16 protein-coding genes are annotated in these 15,929 nt (G+C 38.5%); 5 read left to right on the top strand and 11 right to left on the bottom strand.

Annotated features, from left to right (window positions below):
• Positions 1-141 precede the first annotated feature (141 nt).
• A complete protein-coding gene (locus MKL33_RS09470) occupies positions 142-1,029 on the top strand; it encodes an AraC family transcriptional regulator (protein ID WP_270906862.1) in 888 nt (295 codons plus the stop codon).
• A gap of 111 nt (positions 1,030-1,140) precedes the next feature.
• On the opposite strand, the gene MKL33_RS09475 is transcribed toward MKL33_RS09470, so the two are convergent.
• Positions 1,141-1,368 carry a tautomerase family protein gene (locus MKL33_RS09475; protein WP_004642882.1) on the bottom strand — a complete coding sequence of 76 codons (228 nt, stop codon included), beginning with the start codon at positions 1,366-1,368 and terminating at the stop codon, positions 1,141-1,143.
• A gap of 62 nt (positions 1,369-1,430) precedes the next feature.
• Here MKL33_RS09475 and MKL33_RS09480 point away from each other — a divergent pair, with 62 nt between their 5' ends.
• The gene (locus MKL33_RS09480) at positions 1,431-1,913 is read left to right on the top strand and encodes a winged helix-turn-helix transcriptional regulator (protein WP_086398751.1); all 483 of its coding nucleotides are present in this window, start codon (positions 1,431-1,433) and stop codon (positions 1,911-1,913) included.
• Positions 1,914-1,955: 42 nt separating this feature from the next.
• Here the strand turns inward: MKL33_RS09480 and MKL33_RS09485 are convergent, their stop codons facing one another.
• From MKL33_RS09485 to MKL33_RS09495, 3 genes are all read right to left on the bottom strand, one after another.
• On the bottom strand, positions 1,956-2,165 hold the full coding sequence (locus tag MKL33_RS09485; protein ID WP_005040451.1) for a cold-shock protein: 210 nt from the start codon (positions 2,163-2,165) through the stop codon (positions 1,956-1,958).
• A 340-nt stretch (positions 2,166-2,505) separates the two neighbouring features.
• On the bottom strand, positions 2,506-3,042 hold the full coding sequence (locus tag MKL33_RS09490) for a DUF4468 domain-containing protein (RefSeq protein WP_086398752.1): 537 nt from the start codon (positions 3,040-3,042) through the stop codon (positions 2,506-2,508).
• A gap of 289 nt (positions 3,043-3,331) precedes the next feature.
• The gene (locus tag MKL33_RS09495; protein WP_086398753.1) at positions 3,332-3,958 is read right to left on the bottom strand and encodes a TetR/AcrR family transcriptional regulator; all 627 of its coding nucleotides are present in this window, start codon (positions 3,956-3,958) and stop codon (positions 3,332-3,334) included.
• 166 nt (positions 3,959-4,124) lie between these two features.
• Between MKL33_RS09495 and MKL33_RS09500 the strand changes: the two genes are divergently transcribed.
• Entirely contained in the window at positions 4,125-5,702 is a 1,578-nt protein-coding gene (locus MKL33_RS09500; RefSeq protein WP_086398754.1) for an MFS transporter, read from the top strand.
• Positions 5,699-6,784: an HlyD family secretion protein gene (locus MKL33_RS09505; RefSeq protein ID WP_086398755.1), complete on the top strand. Its 1,086-nt coding sequence runs from the start codon at positions 5,699-5,701 to the stop codon at positions 6,782-6,784. Before MKL33_RS09500 ends, MKL33_RS09505 begins: the two co-directional genes overlap by 4 nt.
• A gap of 78 nt (positions 6,785-6,862) precedes the next feature.
• Here the strand turns inward: MKL33_RS09505 and MKL33_RS09510 are convergent, their stop codons facing one another.
• From MKL33_RS09510 to MKL33_RS09535, 6 genes are all read right to left on the bottom strand, one after another.
• Positions 6,863-8,119: an OprD family outer membrane porin gene (locus MKL33_RS09510; RefSeq protein ID WP_270906863.1), complete on the bottom strand. Its 1,257-nt coding sequence runs from the start codon at positions 8,117-8,119 to the stop codon at positions 6,863-6,865.
• Between the two features lie 78 nt (positions 8,120-8,197).
• On the bottom strand, positions 8,198-9,541 hold the full coding sequence (locus MKL33_RS09515) for an MFS transporter (RefSeq protein ID WP_032006233.1): 1,344 nt from the start codon (positions 9,539-9,541) through the stop codon (positions 8,198-8,200).
• Positions 9,542-9,652: 111 nt separating this feature from the next.
• Positions 9,653-10,354: a fumarylacetoacetate hydrolase family protein gene (locus tag MKL33_RS09520; protein ID WP_270906864.1), complete on the bottom strand. Its 702-nt coding sequence runs from the start codon at positions 10,352-10,354 to the stop codon at positions 9,653-9,655.
• A gap of 32 nt (positions 10,355-10,386) precedes the next feature.
• On the bottom strand, positions 10,387-11,025 hold the full coding sequence (gene maiA, locus MKL33_RS09525) for a maleylacetoacetate isomerase (RefSeq protein WP_270906865.1): 639 nt from the start codon (positions 11,023-11,025) through the stop codon (positions 10,387-10,389).
• Entirely contained in the window at positions 11,022-12,242 is a 1,221-nt protein-coding gene (locus tag MKL33_RS09530) for a 3-hydroxybenzoate 6-monooxygenase (protein ID WP_270906866.1), read from the bottom strand. The genes maiA and MKL33_RS09530 overlap by 4 nt, the downstream gene beginning before the upstream one ends.
• Positions 12,243-12,269: 27 nt before the next feature.
• On the bottom strand, positions 12,270-13,307 hold the full coding sequence (locus MKL33_RS09535) for a cupin domain-containing protein (RefSeq protein ID WP_270906867.1): 1,038 nt from the start codon (positions 13,305-13,307) through the stop codon (positions 12,270-12,272).
• Between the two features lie 156 nt (positions 13,308-13,463).
• Here MKL33_RS09535 and MKL33_RS09540 point away from each other — a divergent pair, with 156 nt between their 5' ends.
• On the top strand, positions 13,464-14,357 hold the full coding sequence (locus MKL33_RS09540; RefSeq protein WP_013197793.1) for a LysR family transcriptional regulator: 894 nt from the start codon (positions 13,464-13,466) through the stop codon (positions 14,355-14,357).
• A gap of 98 nt (positions 14,358-14,455) precedes the next feature.
• On the opposite strand, the gene MKL33_RS09545 is transcribed toward MKL33_RS09540, so the two are convergent.
• Positions 14,456-15,847, bottom strand: a complete 1,392-nt coding sequence (locus MKL33_RS09545; protein WP_270906868.1) for an amino acid permease — start codon at positions 15,845-15,847, stop codon at positions 14,456-14,458.
• Positions 15,848-15,929: the final 82 nt, after the last annotated feature.

Genomic DNA, 15,929 nt, shown 5'->3' on the forward strand with positions numbered 1-15,929 from the left:
CAGTATAAAAATGAAAACTGTAAGGTGTTGTTCTATTCCTCTCACAGATTTGCCTAATCCTCCGAATTGTTGCAATTCTCTCTATTTTTCTTATTTGAAATGCCTACAATAAAAACACAGATGACAATAGGTGAAATCTGAATGACGAATATGTCTCTAGGCAATAATGAAACACTGGCTCAACTTATCGATCAATGGACCCGTGAAAAAGGTACATTCGAAACGCCTATTATGGGACTGACTTTATTTCGTGCGGAAACACTGACCCAAACAAATAGCAGCATGATGGATGCCAGTCTCTGTATGGTTGCTCAAGGGAAAAAACAGGTGATTCTTAGCGAAGAAGCCTACACCTATGATTCAAATCATTTCCTTTTTACCGCAATTGATCTGCCTGTGATTGCTCAAGTTCTTGAAGCTTCGGTTGAACAACCTTATCTTTCAATAGTGCTACGACTAGACCCTTATGTGCTTGCCCAAATCATGCTTGAAGCCCATATTCCTTTTAAAGATACCAATACTGAAAAAAAAGGAATGGCTGTTGGGGTCGTAAATTCGGAACTGAATGATGCTTTTATACGGTTATTAAAACTACTAGACACACCACAAGACATTCCAATCTTGTCTCCCCTTATTATTAAGGAAATTTTTTATCGTTTATTGATGAGTCCACAAGGTGATCGGCTGAAACGAATTGTAGCGGCAGGAACTACGGGCCATCGAATTGTGAAAGCCATTGAATGGTTGAAAACAAATTTTGCAAAATCATTTAGCATTGAAGAACTTGCAAGCACAATGGGGATGAGCGCTTCAAGTTTTCATCAGCATTTTCGTGATATTACTTCAATGAGCCCCTTACAATATCAAAAAAGAATGAGACTGACCGAAGCACGGCGCTTATTAATCACTGAAGAATGCGATATTTCATCTACAAGCATGCAAGTAGGCTATGAAAGTTTGTCACAATTTTCTAGAGAATATAAACGCTTTTTTGGCGTTTCGCCGTCGGTAGATATAAAGAGCGTATAAAAATAGACAAGCATTTAGCAGATTAATTTTTTATAACCCGAATTACCCTAAAAATAATTCAGGTTTGTTATGTCGGTATTTCTACACCGAACACCATTGGAAGAATAATAGTTAGTTAGCTTTAGATATTATTTCAATCATCTCTTTTGTTGGTCGCAAGTGGCCTAATTGCCACTGCTCAGGAGGATACTCATCAATTCGTATCCAGACATGCTCCCGAAAAGCAGCATTTCCCTTTCCTTCGATCTCTACAAATAAATCTGCTATTCGCTTAAAAAGCTCAGCCTTACTTTCTTTATCTAGTAAGCCTTCTATTGTTTGTATATTTATAAATGGCATAATGCTACCTGAATTAACCCTAGGTCTAAATTGTAGACTCATGCTAATTGGAGCCCCACTGAATGTCAAATCAAATTATTCCAAATAATAAATTCTCGGCAGATGTGTGCGGAATTTTTCAAATTGCTGAAATATTGAATGACACGTGGACCATCCTCTTATTAAGAGAAGCTTTTTATGGGGTAACTAAATTTAATGAATTTTTAGAAAATACAGGCATATCAAAGCAAATTTTATCTAATCGACTAAAACATCTTATTCAATTAGAAATATTTGAATTATCTATTTATAAGGAAATCGGCGTTAGAGAGCGCAAAGAGTATTTACTCACACCAAAAGGTAGAAGCTTAAATATTGTATTACTTGCAATGCTTGAATCTGGCAGCAACTTTATTGAAGCTGATCAAGATGTAGTTAGAGTTTTCCACAAAAAAACAAATGATTTACTTAAACTAAAGCTGGTTGATTCAAATGATCAGGTCGTTAGCTTGGAAAATTTAGAATTAAGATTAATTCATCGTCAGGTAAAAGTTGATTCACAATAAATAAAAAAAGCCCTGATGATTCAGGGCTTTTTTTGTCGCTTATTACTGTGGAATAATATTCACAGCACTTGGACCTTTTTGGCCTTGAGCGATATTAAAAGTTACTTGCTGACCTTCATATAAAGTTTTGAAGCCAGAAGAAGCAATTTCTTTAAAATGGGCAAACACATCTGGACCAGATTCTTGTTGAATAAAACCAAAACCTTTAGTTTCGTTAAACCACTTTACTGTACCATTACTTGTATTAGACATAATATATCCTTTGATTTTAATAATTTGAGTCATTTTAAATGACAAATATAACTTTGAAAAAATAATAACGAATTGAGCTTAAGATCTGAAAAAAACGAAGGATTATGACTAAAACTGCGATACTTAAAGAAGATTTACTACAAGTCTTTTTTCTAGTTAAGTTAAGCATACAGGAAATTAACATTTATTCAAGATATTTATATGCAATATTTATTTTTTTTATATTAAAGAGATATACATCACCTACTTAGCAAAGATAAATGCCTATTTTAGTTAGACATTTATCTCTCATAGGCCTATCTGACTTTTTAACTATATTTTTATAAGCCAATGTAAAAAACTACATTGGACTCGCACCTTTAGGCTGAGCATTCGGATGTAAGATATGAAATTTATAGCCTTCCACAATGTTCTTTAACTGATTTTTTATGGCTGCATTTTTATCTTTATAAAAATGATTATTACGATTGTCACGAGGTTCTATATTGCTAAAAGTAAGCTTAGCTTGATGATCTTTAACTTCTATTTTCAAAATATAATTAAAGGAATCATCCGCGACCTTAATCATATTTCTGCTTAGACAGTCCATACAATTATCAAATTTTAGCCCTGCATGTCCTTTAATTGTCAGTACTTTATTATTGTCATCTGCCTGAATAATCTTTCGGCTTGAAACATAATCCACAACATTGTTTCGCCAGTTTTTAGAAGCATCATAAATTTGCGTTTGGCTTAAACCTTTGAATTTAACAATTTCTGAAAAATACTCGTTTTTCTTTTCAGCAGGTTTTTCATCAACTTTCTTAGGCAAAGAAAGACAACCTTGCAGACCTAGTACGGCAAAACTTAATGTAGCAGCTAAAATTACTCTTCTCACGTAACGCTCACTTTTTAAAGAGACTAGGAGTTAGAACCTCCAAATTTACACCAGCACATCGAATAATTTGGTTTATATAAAGTTAAAAATATAGCACTTGATTGTTAGGTTCTATCAAGTGCTGCTAGGTTGAAATCATTGCTAAAGGATACTTTAGCTTGAATTTTCTATGGGTCTCTATCTTAGATATTTTCAATTTTCTGGACGAGTAACAATGGGAAAACCATTGCTAGACTTTTTAAATAAAGAAAAGAACTTGCCAATTTTTCGACCAGAAGTACTTATAAAATTATTTTAACTTCTCATTGTAATTGATATTTTTCAGAAAAAAACCAACTGCATATTCAACCCAAGTACTAATTTCATTCTCTGATATTAAATAATCAGGATGCGTCAAACATTTTAGATGAGCATCACTTCTTAATAGCGATAAAAATATATTCGCAGCAACTTCTGAAGAAGAGCTTAATTCAATTTCGCCCTGTTTAACGGATTTTTTTAGATAGCCTGCAATGATATTTGCTAGACGCTGTGGACCCAATTCAAAGAATTTTTCAGATAACTCTGGGAACCTTACCGCTTCTGCAATACAAACCCTAAAAAACGCCAAGCCTGAATGCGATAATATAAAACACAGATAGGTCTTCCCAATTTCAGTTAGTGCTGAGCGTAAATTGTCGGCTTTTGTCTCAACTAAAATAATTTGTTTTTGCATGTTGGTACATTGACGTTCAATCACCGCTGCAAACATCGCTTCTTTATTCTTATAGCAACCATACATCGTTGCTTTTGAAACCCCTGCTTCCTTTTGAATCATGTCTGTCGTTGTGCCACTAAAGCCGTGGATCAAAAAAAACTTTGTTGCTGCATCCAGAATTTTTTGATCTTTTTCATGAGCTTTCGTTAAACCAGACATATTGACCTTATAAAAATTTTAGCGATTTCGTTCTAAGTGTAACTCATCGAAAAGTTCAAAATCGAGAATTGACGGAAATTTAATTAAAGAGTAGAGTACCGATCGGTACAGTTCAGTAAATATCTGCTCCGTGCAATGAATGGATGTTTAAGATTTAAGGTAAAAAATGAATACAAAACCACTCATCGGTTTAGCAGGTGCAATATTTGCTGCAATGACTGTTGAATTTAACAACCGAATCACCAGCATTACCTTAGTCGATATTCGAGGTGCAATGGGCATTAGTGTCGACTCGGGTTATTGGGTTAACAGTATTTACGCAAGTGCGATGATTATTGGAATGATCCTGTCTACGAGTTGGGCAGTCATTTTTTCTATGCGCAGAGTTCTTCTTTTTGCTATAGGACTTTGCCTCTTTTCTAGCGTTTTAATTCCTTTTAGTCCAAATATCGAAATATTTTATTTATTGCGTGGCTTACAAGGGCTCGCCAATGGTCTAACCATTCCTTTGCTCATGGCCTGTGCGCTTAGATTTTTAGGACCTGACATTCGGCTATGGGGTCTCGCCTGCTACGCATTAACAGCAACATTCTTTCCTAACCTAAGTGCTGCACTCTCTGCTTTTTATTTAGATGTAATTGGCTGGAAGATGATATTTTTCCAAACCATTCCTTTTTGTGCGTTAAGTGCTGCTCTGGTGTATTTCGGTATTCCTCAAGATCCATTGAATTATTCAAGAATAAAAACTTACGATTGGATGGGTGCCATTTTAGCGATTATTAGCTTAGCGAGCCTGAGCACCATATTATTGCATGGCAATCACTTAGATTGGTTCCATTCCCAATTAATTTGTGTATTAGCCTTAATTAGTGCGATTACTTTACCTTGGTTTTTTATACATGAATGGCGTTATCCGTCACCACTCATTAAACCGCAAATGCTCGAAATCAGAAATTTTGCTTATGCTGTTTTCGCACTCTTTTGCTTTGTCATTATTGGTATGTCCACCAGCACATTACCACTCAATTACTTAAGTGCAGTGCATAGCTATAAACCCACTCAGACCATGTGGATTGGCTTACAAATTGCGGCCCTGCAATTTATCTATATTCCTATTGTTGTGAAGCTTTTAAATCAAGCTTGGGTGGATAGCCGATATGTACACGGATTTGGTTTACTTCTGGTCATTGCGGGTTGCCTAGGTGCAAGTCAACTTGATACCACATGGAATCAAGACCAATTTTATTTTTGGCATGCAATCTCATGTCTGGGGCAAACCTGTGTCGTGCTCTCGCTCTTAATGATGGGGACAAACAGTGTTCACCCAACTATGGCAATTTATGCATCCCCTATGATTAATACCCCGCGTGCTATTAGCGGTGTACTGGGTGTTTGTATTTTGGACTGGGTCAATCGAGTTCGCGGTGAATACCATTCAACACGACTGATTGAAAATACTGCCCAACATGTTTTCCAAAATATTCAAGGTCCTGTTATTAACCCACTTACTCCACCTGTGCTCACGGCAAATGGCGCAGATCGTGTTTCAGGTGGTTTATCTGCCCTAAATTCTGCGATTCAAGCGCAACAATCAGTTTTAGTTATTAGCGATCAATATCTCATCTTAGCTGGCCTTACCGCTATTTTATTCATCGTGATGTTGATTTTGCCAGTTCGAACTTATCCGCCACGTATTGCTCTCATTAAGTTAATGAATAGTCATAACTCAGGAAAATCTTTATGAGTACTCTCGAAGCCCAAGACACCACCCATACCGAACCACCCAAGTTAACCAAGGTGCAATTTCTCAAAAAGCATTGGGTTATGGTTATTGCGTTTATTATTGTCTTAGCATCTATTTTGTGGGTTTTAAAACTTATATTTTTACCCTCTTCGGTTGTTGAAACAGACGATGCACGTGTAGATGTAGAGTACTCAACCATTGCCCCCAAAGTATCTGGAAACATTGAGGAAATTTACATTAAAGATCATCAGACCGTAAAAAAAGGCCAACTTTTAGCGCGGATTGATGCACGGGATTATCAAGCTGCTTTGGCAGAAGCTGAATCTAATTATGCAAAAGCGCAAGCTGACCTGAGTGAAGCAATGCTCGCAGTGGATAGACAACCCACTGTTATTCGAGAAACTGAAGCACAGCTGAGAAAAGTAGAAGCTGGAATTAAACTCACAAAAGATAATACGGCGCGTTATGAGCAACTACAGGCACTTGGAGCGGAATCTAGATTAATTACACAGCAATCTAAGACTACTTTGACTGAACAATATGCTGACTTAGACAGCAGTAAAGAAAAAGTGATTGATGCACAGTATCAGCTCAACCAATACAAGATTCAGGTACAAGCCAAACAAGCAGCCCTTAAACAAGCCCAAGCGGCGCTTGATAAAGCAAAACTGAATTTGAGCTATACAGAGGTTCGTGCACCTATTGATGGAATGATTGGTCAAAAGTCAGCTAATGTAGGTAACTTTGTGAGTGCTGGTAATCCACTCATGGTGGTTGTTCCTTTAGATCAGGTTTATGTAGAAGCCAACTTCCGTGAAATTGAGTTAAAAAAGATCAAGATCGGACAACCTGTTAATGTCTATGTAGATGCTTATAACGTTGAGCTAAAAGGTGTGGTAGACAGCTTCTCTCCTTCTACTGGCGCATTTTTCTCTCCGATCTCTGCAACCAATGCGACTGGTAACTTTACCAAGATTGTTCAACGCCTTCCTGTACGCATCAAGCTCATTGAAAATCAAAAAGATGTTAAATTATTACGTCCTGGTTTATCTGTTTTAGTATCAATAGATACGACTAAATAGTTAGTCTAAATCTTGGAACATGAGAGAAAAAAGAGACCTTTTATGGTCTCTTTTTTAATGATGAGTTTTAAAAAGTCTTTAAAACTTTTTGGTGTAGTTGACAAATAGACGATCTTCACCAAAGTCATTGCCATGTTTTACGTTGTAATCAATACGAATGTATTGAAGAGCGACGCCTTTTAAGAATGGCTGCTGAAACGCATAATTTAAAATCACATTCGACTCAGTTTCATGGTTTTTCTCACCATTGGCAGCTTTAAAGTCATGGCCGTAAACATATTTCACCATCGCATTTAGGTCCGGAACATAATCTTTAAAGTCATAGCCGTACATGACATGGTACGACTTTTCATCTTCTTTAAAGAAACCCGTTGCATTCCAGTTAATGAAATAGGTCTCTGGTAAGAAACCATCTGGTAATGGATAAGCCGACTCACCGATAATCTGCTGGTACCCCAAGCCAAAGGTATGGTTTTTTACTTTGAGCGTTTCTAGCACTCCAATGTTTTGAGCATCAATATCAAAAGTGTTGCCATCATCTTTTGCATTGAAGTACTTAAACTTAGATGTAAGCGCAAAGTTAGGCTGTTTCCAATTGTGCTCAAGTCCTACATAGTGTTTGTTGTAGAGGTCTTCTAAATTACCAAAGTAATATTCACCTTTTAAAGACGGCGTAAATTGATAACGCAGATCTATGTAATTTAAGCCATCAGATTCTTTGGTAATGCCGTTCGCTGTGAAAGAAAACTTTTTAAAATCTTCTTCATTTCGTGGAGAGACTTTTTCAACCCGTCCAATTTCGGCATAGAGTTGATCTGAAAGTTGCGACTTAAGATTGGTTCCCCAATAAGAGGCAAGTAATTGTCGGCTGGCATCCACAGCCGTTACAGGCAGGTCTAACCAGAGTTCACCGACACTTAAAAGGGTTTTGTCATAACCTAGTTTTAAAGTTGCGCCGTATTTTAAGAAGTCGGATGCTTGTGACTGAGTTTCTTTATTAAAAGGCAAAACCGTGTCCGCAACATGTTTGTCTGAACTCAAGCGCACGGCGTATTGTACAGAAGCATCTGCACCAATCGTAATGGACTTGTCTGCAATTTGCAGAGGGGTGTCATGCATTTTCGATTTATAAAATAGCGATGCTGCCTGAGACCAACTGCCAGTATCTTTTAAGGCATCACTATCAAAATTACGGTTGATATAGGCATTCTTTAGCGTGAACTTCCATTCGTCTTCGCTTTGTTGAGAGATATCTGCTGCCCACAACAACGAATAACCACTACAGATAAATAAAAGAGTAGAAAACTTTAAATATGGGGTTTTTAAATATTTCATGAAATAAATCATCCTTTAATTATTTTCTGCGCCATCCTTTGGCACAGACATATATTTGTTCGGTGCGATAGCCTTATCTCAATTCGAAGCGACTAAAACTTGAGACCGATTTTTCTTTAAACGTTTAATGAGTAACAACGAAACCGCGGCACAAAATGCAGGTATCGCTAAAATACTTAAAATTTCAAAACTAGAGAGATTTAATGACATTAACCAGCCGCCCATAATTGATCCCACAATCGAACCTGAGCGCCCTACTGCATTGGCCCAACTTACCCCTGTTGCACGGCAATGTGTTGGATAAAAACTAGATGCAAAAGCATTTGCTCCCACTTGCGAACCACTAATTCCTGCACCTACCCCAAACATGGCAAACATCAATAAAGCCGTATTTGCCTGTTCAATTCCAAACCCTAAACAAATCAGGAAGAATCCGCCAAAAACATAAGCCGTACTTAAAATTTTGGTTGCATCCATCTTATCCATTAGTAGGCCTAAGACAATCGCACCAATGGTTCCACCTATTTGGAAAATTGAAGTAAGCCATGACGCATTGGATAAATTAAAGCCCTCATTGGTTAATAAAGTAGGCATCCAACTTGAAATCATATAAATAATGAGAAGGCTCATAAAAAAGGTAAACCAAATCAAAAAAGTACCCAAAGCAAAGCCTTTATTAAACAAATCTTTCAAACTTGATTTTTCAACTTCATTGACTGTTGGAACCAAAGTTGGTGTGCTATTTAAATGCGGTGCGATACGATGAATAATCTTTTCAATTTTCTCGGTGCTCTTCTTTTTAAGCACTAAAAATCGAATAGACTCAGGTAATAAAAAATATAAGAAAGGTACAGTCGCTAAAGGTAAGACTCCCCCAATGAGCAAAATACCGTGCCAACCAATATGAGGAAGTAGCTGAGCTGAAAAAATGCCACCAAGAGCAGAACCAATGGTAAAACCACAGAACATCATGGTCACTAAATTAGAACGGCGAGATGTAGGCGCATATTCAGAAGTTAAAGTAATTGCATTGGGTAAAGCCCCACCTAGACCCAAACCAGTGAGAAATCTCCAAATAATCAGAGTTTGTAAATCTGCTGAAAAAGAGGCAAAAACACTGGCAATTCCAAACATAATGACCGACCCAATCAAAATCGGTTTACGGCCTAATTTATCGGATAACGGTCCGAAAATGAGTGCACCAGCCATCAGTCCAAACAAGCCAGCGCCAAATAAAGGTGCCAAATCGGTTGCTTGCAACCCCCATTCTGCCTTTAAAGCAGGTGCAATAAACCCAACTGCTGCAGTATCAAACCCATCAATCGCAACAATCAAAAAACACAACCACATGATTAATTTTTGCAAAGACGATAGCGGTATTTCATCGATGAAACTTTGTACGTCTATAGAGTTTTGAGACATGAGAGCTCCTTTCGCCAATACATTGGCGTATATGCAATCCTTAGCAAAGGCGCCCAACTGTATTTTTTATTTAGGTTGAGCACCTATTTCAATAAATCAGATCAATTTGATTTATTTCACATTCACCGTAATTCCAGTCAGTCCAGTGATGTCTGCACGCATAACATCACCTTTCACTACCGCACCCACGCCTTCTGGAGTTCCTGTAAAAATCAAATCACCTGCTTTTAGTTCAAATAATGTAGACAAATTGGCAATCGTTTCGGCCACAGACCAAATCAAGTGACTGACATCGCTGTGCTGTTCGGTTTTACCATTTACCGTTAAATGGATTTCGGCACTATTAATTTCACCCGTTTGAGTAATCGGATGAATTGGACCAACTGGTGCAGAAAAATCAAAAGCCTTACCGATTTCCCATGGTCGACCTTTTTCACGCATTGCCATCTGTAAATCACGGCGTGTCATATCTAAACCAACGGCATAGCCATAGATATAGTTCACTGCCTCCTCAACCGAGACATTTTTGGCATCTTTACCAATTGCAACGACCAACTCGATTTCATAATGAAAATTTGAAGTTTCAGAAGGATATGGAATATCGACCGCATCTGTATTTACCGGAACAACCGACTCAAGATCATTTGGCTTACAAAAGAAAAATGGTGGTTCACGGTCTGGGTCAAAACCCATTTCACGAGCATGAGCAGCATAGTTACGGCCGACACAATACACACGGCGTACTGGAAATTTATGCTCTGAGCCGTGAATAAATAGACCCGCAGTGGTCATTGGTTCAAAAATAAATGACATATATGAATTCCTTCTATTAAGTTAATCACGACTCAAAATGCATCAGCCTGCTGTTCAGGTGCTGCTTTTTGAAATGCTTCTAAGGTCATGCAATGTTGGTAAATTTCATTAATGTTTGGATAAGCCGATAAATCGACTTTAAAACGCTCAGCAGAAACAACTTGTGGAACTAAATAGGCATCTGCAATGGTCGGTTGCTTGCCATAGCAGAACTTTTCACGATTCTGGTCTTGTTCCAAAATATGCTCTAAAGCAGCAAATCCATCCTGAATCCACTTGGCACACCATGCATTGATTTGTGCATCATCCAACTCTAAGTTCTGGCGTAAATATTCAAGAACACGCTTGTTGTTTAAGGGGTGAACATCGCATCCAACTAATGCAGCAATGGCACGAACTTTTTCACGACCCAATGCATCTGTAGGCAATAAAGCAGGTTCGGGATATTGTTCTTCTAGCCATTCGATAATGGCTGGACTTTGCAACAAGTTTCCCGCTTCAGTTTCAAGTACGGGTACAAACCCTTGCGGATTTAAAGCTTTAAAAGCAGCTTGATGGTGTTCGTTTTTAGCGAGCGAGATATAAGCTGCTTCATAAGCCAAACCTTTAAGGTTCAACACAATGCGGGTTCGATGCGATGTGCCACTACGGAAAAAGCTATAAAGTTTCATGCTACATTCCCTTGATAGTTTTTCACTGCATCAAGGCAGTTATTGACATTCCAGCCATACAACCACTCCATTGCATCATAAAAACGCTCAGTAGGACGTCCACGCCACAAATCGTTTCGAACCAAGCGTTGTACACCTTTGGCATGGTAAATTTTGCCCATTTCACGTGAAGACAAAACAATGCGTGCTGTACGTACCACACGTGCTTTTTGATAAATATCAAAAGCTTTTAAAATGTCATGGTCGGTAACACGTAACGCTTCACCTAAAGTTACGGCGTCTTCCATCGCCATACATGCACCTTGCGCCATATATTGCGTGGTTGGATGTGCTGCATCACCAAGTAATGTCACACGGCCAAAAGTCCATGTTTCAATCGGTTCACGGTCTGCGGTTGCCCAGCGGCGCCAGCTTTTAGGTAACTCAATCAATTGACGAGCTTTCGGACAAATTCCTTGAAAATAAGACAGCACCTCTTCTTTTGAACCATCGGTTACGCCCCACTGTTCTTGCTCACGGCTATGGAACGTCACTACAACGTTATATTCCTTTCCGCCGCGTAGTGGATAATGCACAAGGTGGCAATTTGGCCCTACCCAAATACTGGCTGCATTCCATTTCAAGTCTTCGGGAAACTCGCTTTCAGGTACAACAGCACGATAAACCACATGACCTGTAACCAATGCAGGGTCACCCACATAAGTGTCACGCACAACGGATTTAACCCCATCAGCACCGATAAGTGCCTGACCATGATATTGCGTACCGTTTTGATCGGTAATCGTTACGCCAGCCTCATCTTGGTCAACTTTTTGAATATGACAATTAGTGATAATTTCCAAGTTGCCGTATTGTTTAGCGCCTTCCACCAATGAACCATGAATATCGGCACGGTGAATCACCGCATATGGATTACCAAAACGTTCACGAAACTTTTCATCGGTTGGAATTTTGCCGACCTGATATTCATCAATCGCATCATGCATGACCATATAGTCGGTATAGACTGCTTTACTGCGAGCAATTTCACCAATTCCTAGCGCATCAAAGGCATGAAATGCGTTCGGACCTAATTGAATTCCAGCACCAATCTCACCAATTTCAGGGGCCTGTTCAAAAACTTGTACCTTAAAACCTTGTTTTGCTAAAGCGAGTGCAGCTGCAAACCCTCCAATGCCGCCACCAGCAATTAATATCGGTTGTTGAGTATTTGACATGATTTATATCCTTATAAAATATTCTATTTACTGGCGCTCACGCACAGAGTACAAACCTAGTTTCCGTTGTAAGGGCGCTTCATCTGCAATAAACAAATAACATGGTTGATCTGAGGTATTGATTAAATCAATATGAGAAAAACATGGTGCACATGCCGTATCAGCTTTATTTAAATTGAAATCTTTCTGATCAATTTTGACTTGGAGCTGACCATCAATGACATGGAATACTTGTGCTGTTGAACGAGGCTGTAACTGCACGGTTTCGTCCGGTCGTAGCATCATTGCCGAGTAACCAATAATATTTTGACAATCATCACCAGTTTCAGGATTGATGTAAGTCACCTGAATTGGGGCTTGATGGTTTTTATCATCTGCAAGCGCATGCAAAACTTTTTTGGTTTCTTTCCAAGAGTAACGCATGATCGGATACGAGGCATTTTCACGGGTAAAATGTGCAGTTGGCACAATACCAGTACCATAATGATGGGCACTTCCGGCACTGGTCACTTTTTGGATTTCACCCGGTTGTACATAAGAAGCTTCCATGTAATAAACCAAAGGTAAATCCAGTACATCTAACCAGATCACAGGCTCATCACCCTCATGTCCATGTTCATGCCAAAGCCCTGATGGTGTAAGGATTAAATCCCCATGCTCCATCATGCATTTTTGACCTTCAACAGTCGTATACGCCCCTTCACCTTCAACAATCAGACGCACTGCATTTGGGGTATGTCGATGTGATGGCGCCCACTCTTTTGGTAATAAAAGCTGCATGCCAAGATACATGACCGAACTGGCTTTCATATTTTCCAGACCATGTCCGGGATTTGCTAAAACCAATACACGGCGTTCAGCTTTTTCAATTGGTGTTAACTCACCTGCTTCGAGCAATAAAGGTTTAATATTCTGAAAATACCATGCGGTCGCTATCGTCTGCGGCATCGGTTTATGCGGAGGTAATACATTGCGTAAACTTGGCCATAAAGGGACTAAATTTGATTCTTCAAGTTGACCAAGATAACGTTTCGGCAAGTCATCTAGCGTTGCTAACTGTTCCATTTCAGATCCTCTATTTAAGGCCAATTGGTACAAGAATACTTTGTACTTTTACGGCCTATTCTTCCTTGATCATCAATGTAACAATCGAAAATTGTTGAATCCATGCACAAAAAACAATAGTCTGTATTGATAAAATCAATACAAGGAAATTAAAAAGTGTTTGATCTTGATACTCGACTTTTACAAATTTTCTTTGAAATTTATAAACATAGCAGTGTATCTAAAGCTGCTGAACAGCTTGAAATCGGACAACCGACTTTAAGTATTGCGTTAAATAAATTACGTGAGCATTTTCAGGACCCACTTTTTGTTCGTATCGAAAATAAGATGCAACCTACTGAGTTATCTAAACAAATATATCCGCTGGTTGTAGAAATTCTGAACCGACTAAAACTGGTTCAAAACTACAATATTGAATTTGACCCTCAGACTTCAAATTATCAATTTAAAATCAGCATGACTGATATTAGCCATCTGGTTTTATTACCTAAACTGATCAATTATTTACGTGCTCATGCACCTAATATTCGCTTAGAAATTGTCCCTATTGATGCCAATACACCAGTCATGATGTCAAATGGAGACATTGATTTAGCCATTGGTTTTTTGCCTCAACTTGAAGCAGGTTTTTATCAGCAAACACTTTTCCAGCAACGTTATATTTGTATTGCCAGTAAAGAACACCCAAGGCTTACAGGCACAACGCTTTCAGACCAGGAATTTCGCCAAGAGCTGCATGTCGATATTTTCGCAACGGGTGGACACTATGTGCTGGAGCATGAGTTACAAAAACTGGGAGTAAACCGAAATATTCTGGTTCGTTTGCCAAGCTATTTAGGGGTTGGCTTGGTTGTTCAAGACACAGACGCGATTGCGACTATTCCTCATTATTTAAGTCAGGTGCTTTTAGTCAGAGGTGGCTTAAAAGTTTTAGAACCGCCTTATCATTTTCCGACTTATAGCGTAAAGCAGCATTGGCATGCACGAGTTCACCAAACACCAAGCAACCAGTGGTTAAGAAGAGTATGTTTTGAACTTTTTTCTGAATAGAAAATTTAACAGACACGATTAAAAATCTAATAAAAACAAAAAGACTTTGCATAGATGAATAAAATTTCACTACACAAAGTCTTTAAACTCTTTTTTAATTAATCTAAATTCATGGCAACCGATCTGGTTGCTTTACGCTTTCGCGTGACGAACAATCCACAAACCACCACAAGCGAAGTTACCCCTAAAGATAAAGTCGTTTCATAACTATATGCTGGCGAGAAGAACATATAAGCCAACACACTTAAAATAATAATAATGACAAACCAAGTCAGCCATGGGAATAACCACATTTTAAATGGTATTTCCGCTCCAGCTGCCTCGAGCTTATGTCTTAAACGTAGTTGTGAGAACGCAATAACCAAGTACACCAGTAATGCAATTGACCCTGTGCTTGAGAGCAATAAGCCAAATACTTTTCCAGGGAATACATAGTTAATGACACAACACACTAAACCAATGAAAGTTGAAGAAAATACTGCAATTGCAGGTACACCCGCATAATTGATTTTAGTTACGGCTTGTGGCGCTTCACTACGAGTGCCCAAACGAAATAGCATACGAGAGGACGTATAAATCGCAGCATTCATACAACTCGCAACGGCGATAAACACGACCGTATCAATGATGAGTTTAGTGCCCGGTACGTTCAAGCTCATTAAAACGTATTGGAATGTCCCGTACTTCTGTAAATCTGGTGAACGCCAATCGACAAGTGAAACGGCAATAAACATTGAGACCACAAAGAAAAGGATAATACGGTACAACACCAAATTGGTAGCGCGTCTGATTTTCTGTTTAGGGTTTGATGATTCCGCTGCTGCAATTGAGACAATTTCTACACCAAAGAATGAAAATGCCGTAATTAAAATTGCCGATAAAATACCTCCCATACCGTGCGGCATAAAACCGGCATTATTGTATAAATTGGCAACACCGCTAACATTTTTAGCTAAAGGCCAAATACCTGAAATTGCCAAAATACCAATAATAATGAAACCGATAATGGCCACTACTTTGACCAAAGAAAACCAGAACTCAAACTCACCAAAACTTTTGGTACTAAAAAAGTTGGCTAAGCTTAAGAACACAATAAAACAGAATGCATAGATAGAAACTGAAACGTTCGGGAACCATGAGTGTAAAATTTCAGCACCTGCAATGGCTTCTACAGGAATTGCAAGCACCCAAAACCACCAATATAACCAGCCTATTGTAAAGCCTGCCCACGGGCCAATCGCTTTACGGGCATATGTAGAAAATGAACCAGTGTCCGGCTCTAAAACGGCCATTTCACCTAACATTCGCATCACCAGAAATACCATAATACTGGTAATCAGATATGCAAGAATCACCGCTGGGCCGGCCTTGGCAATTGCAGAAGATGAACCGACAAATAAACCTGCACCAATAACACCGCCAATACTAATCATTGTGATATGGCGATTTGAAAGTCCTTCGCCTAATTTTTTTGTTGTATCATTATCCATATTTCAATCCTTAAAAATATATCTATAAAAACAATCTATTACATGTTTAAAATCCTACGGTAATGAAAAAGGGAAAACTTAT

Origin of the sequence: Acinetobacter sp. AOR43_HL, from assembly GCF_027854635.1 — a bacterium.
Taxonomy (GTDB): domain Bacteria; phylum Pseudomonadota; class Gammaproteobacteria; order Pseudomonadales; family Moraxellaceae; genus Acinetobacter; species Acinetobacter pittii.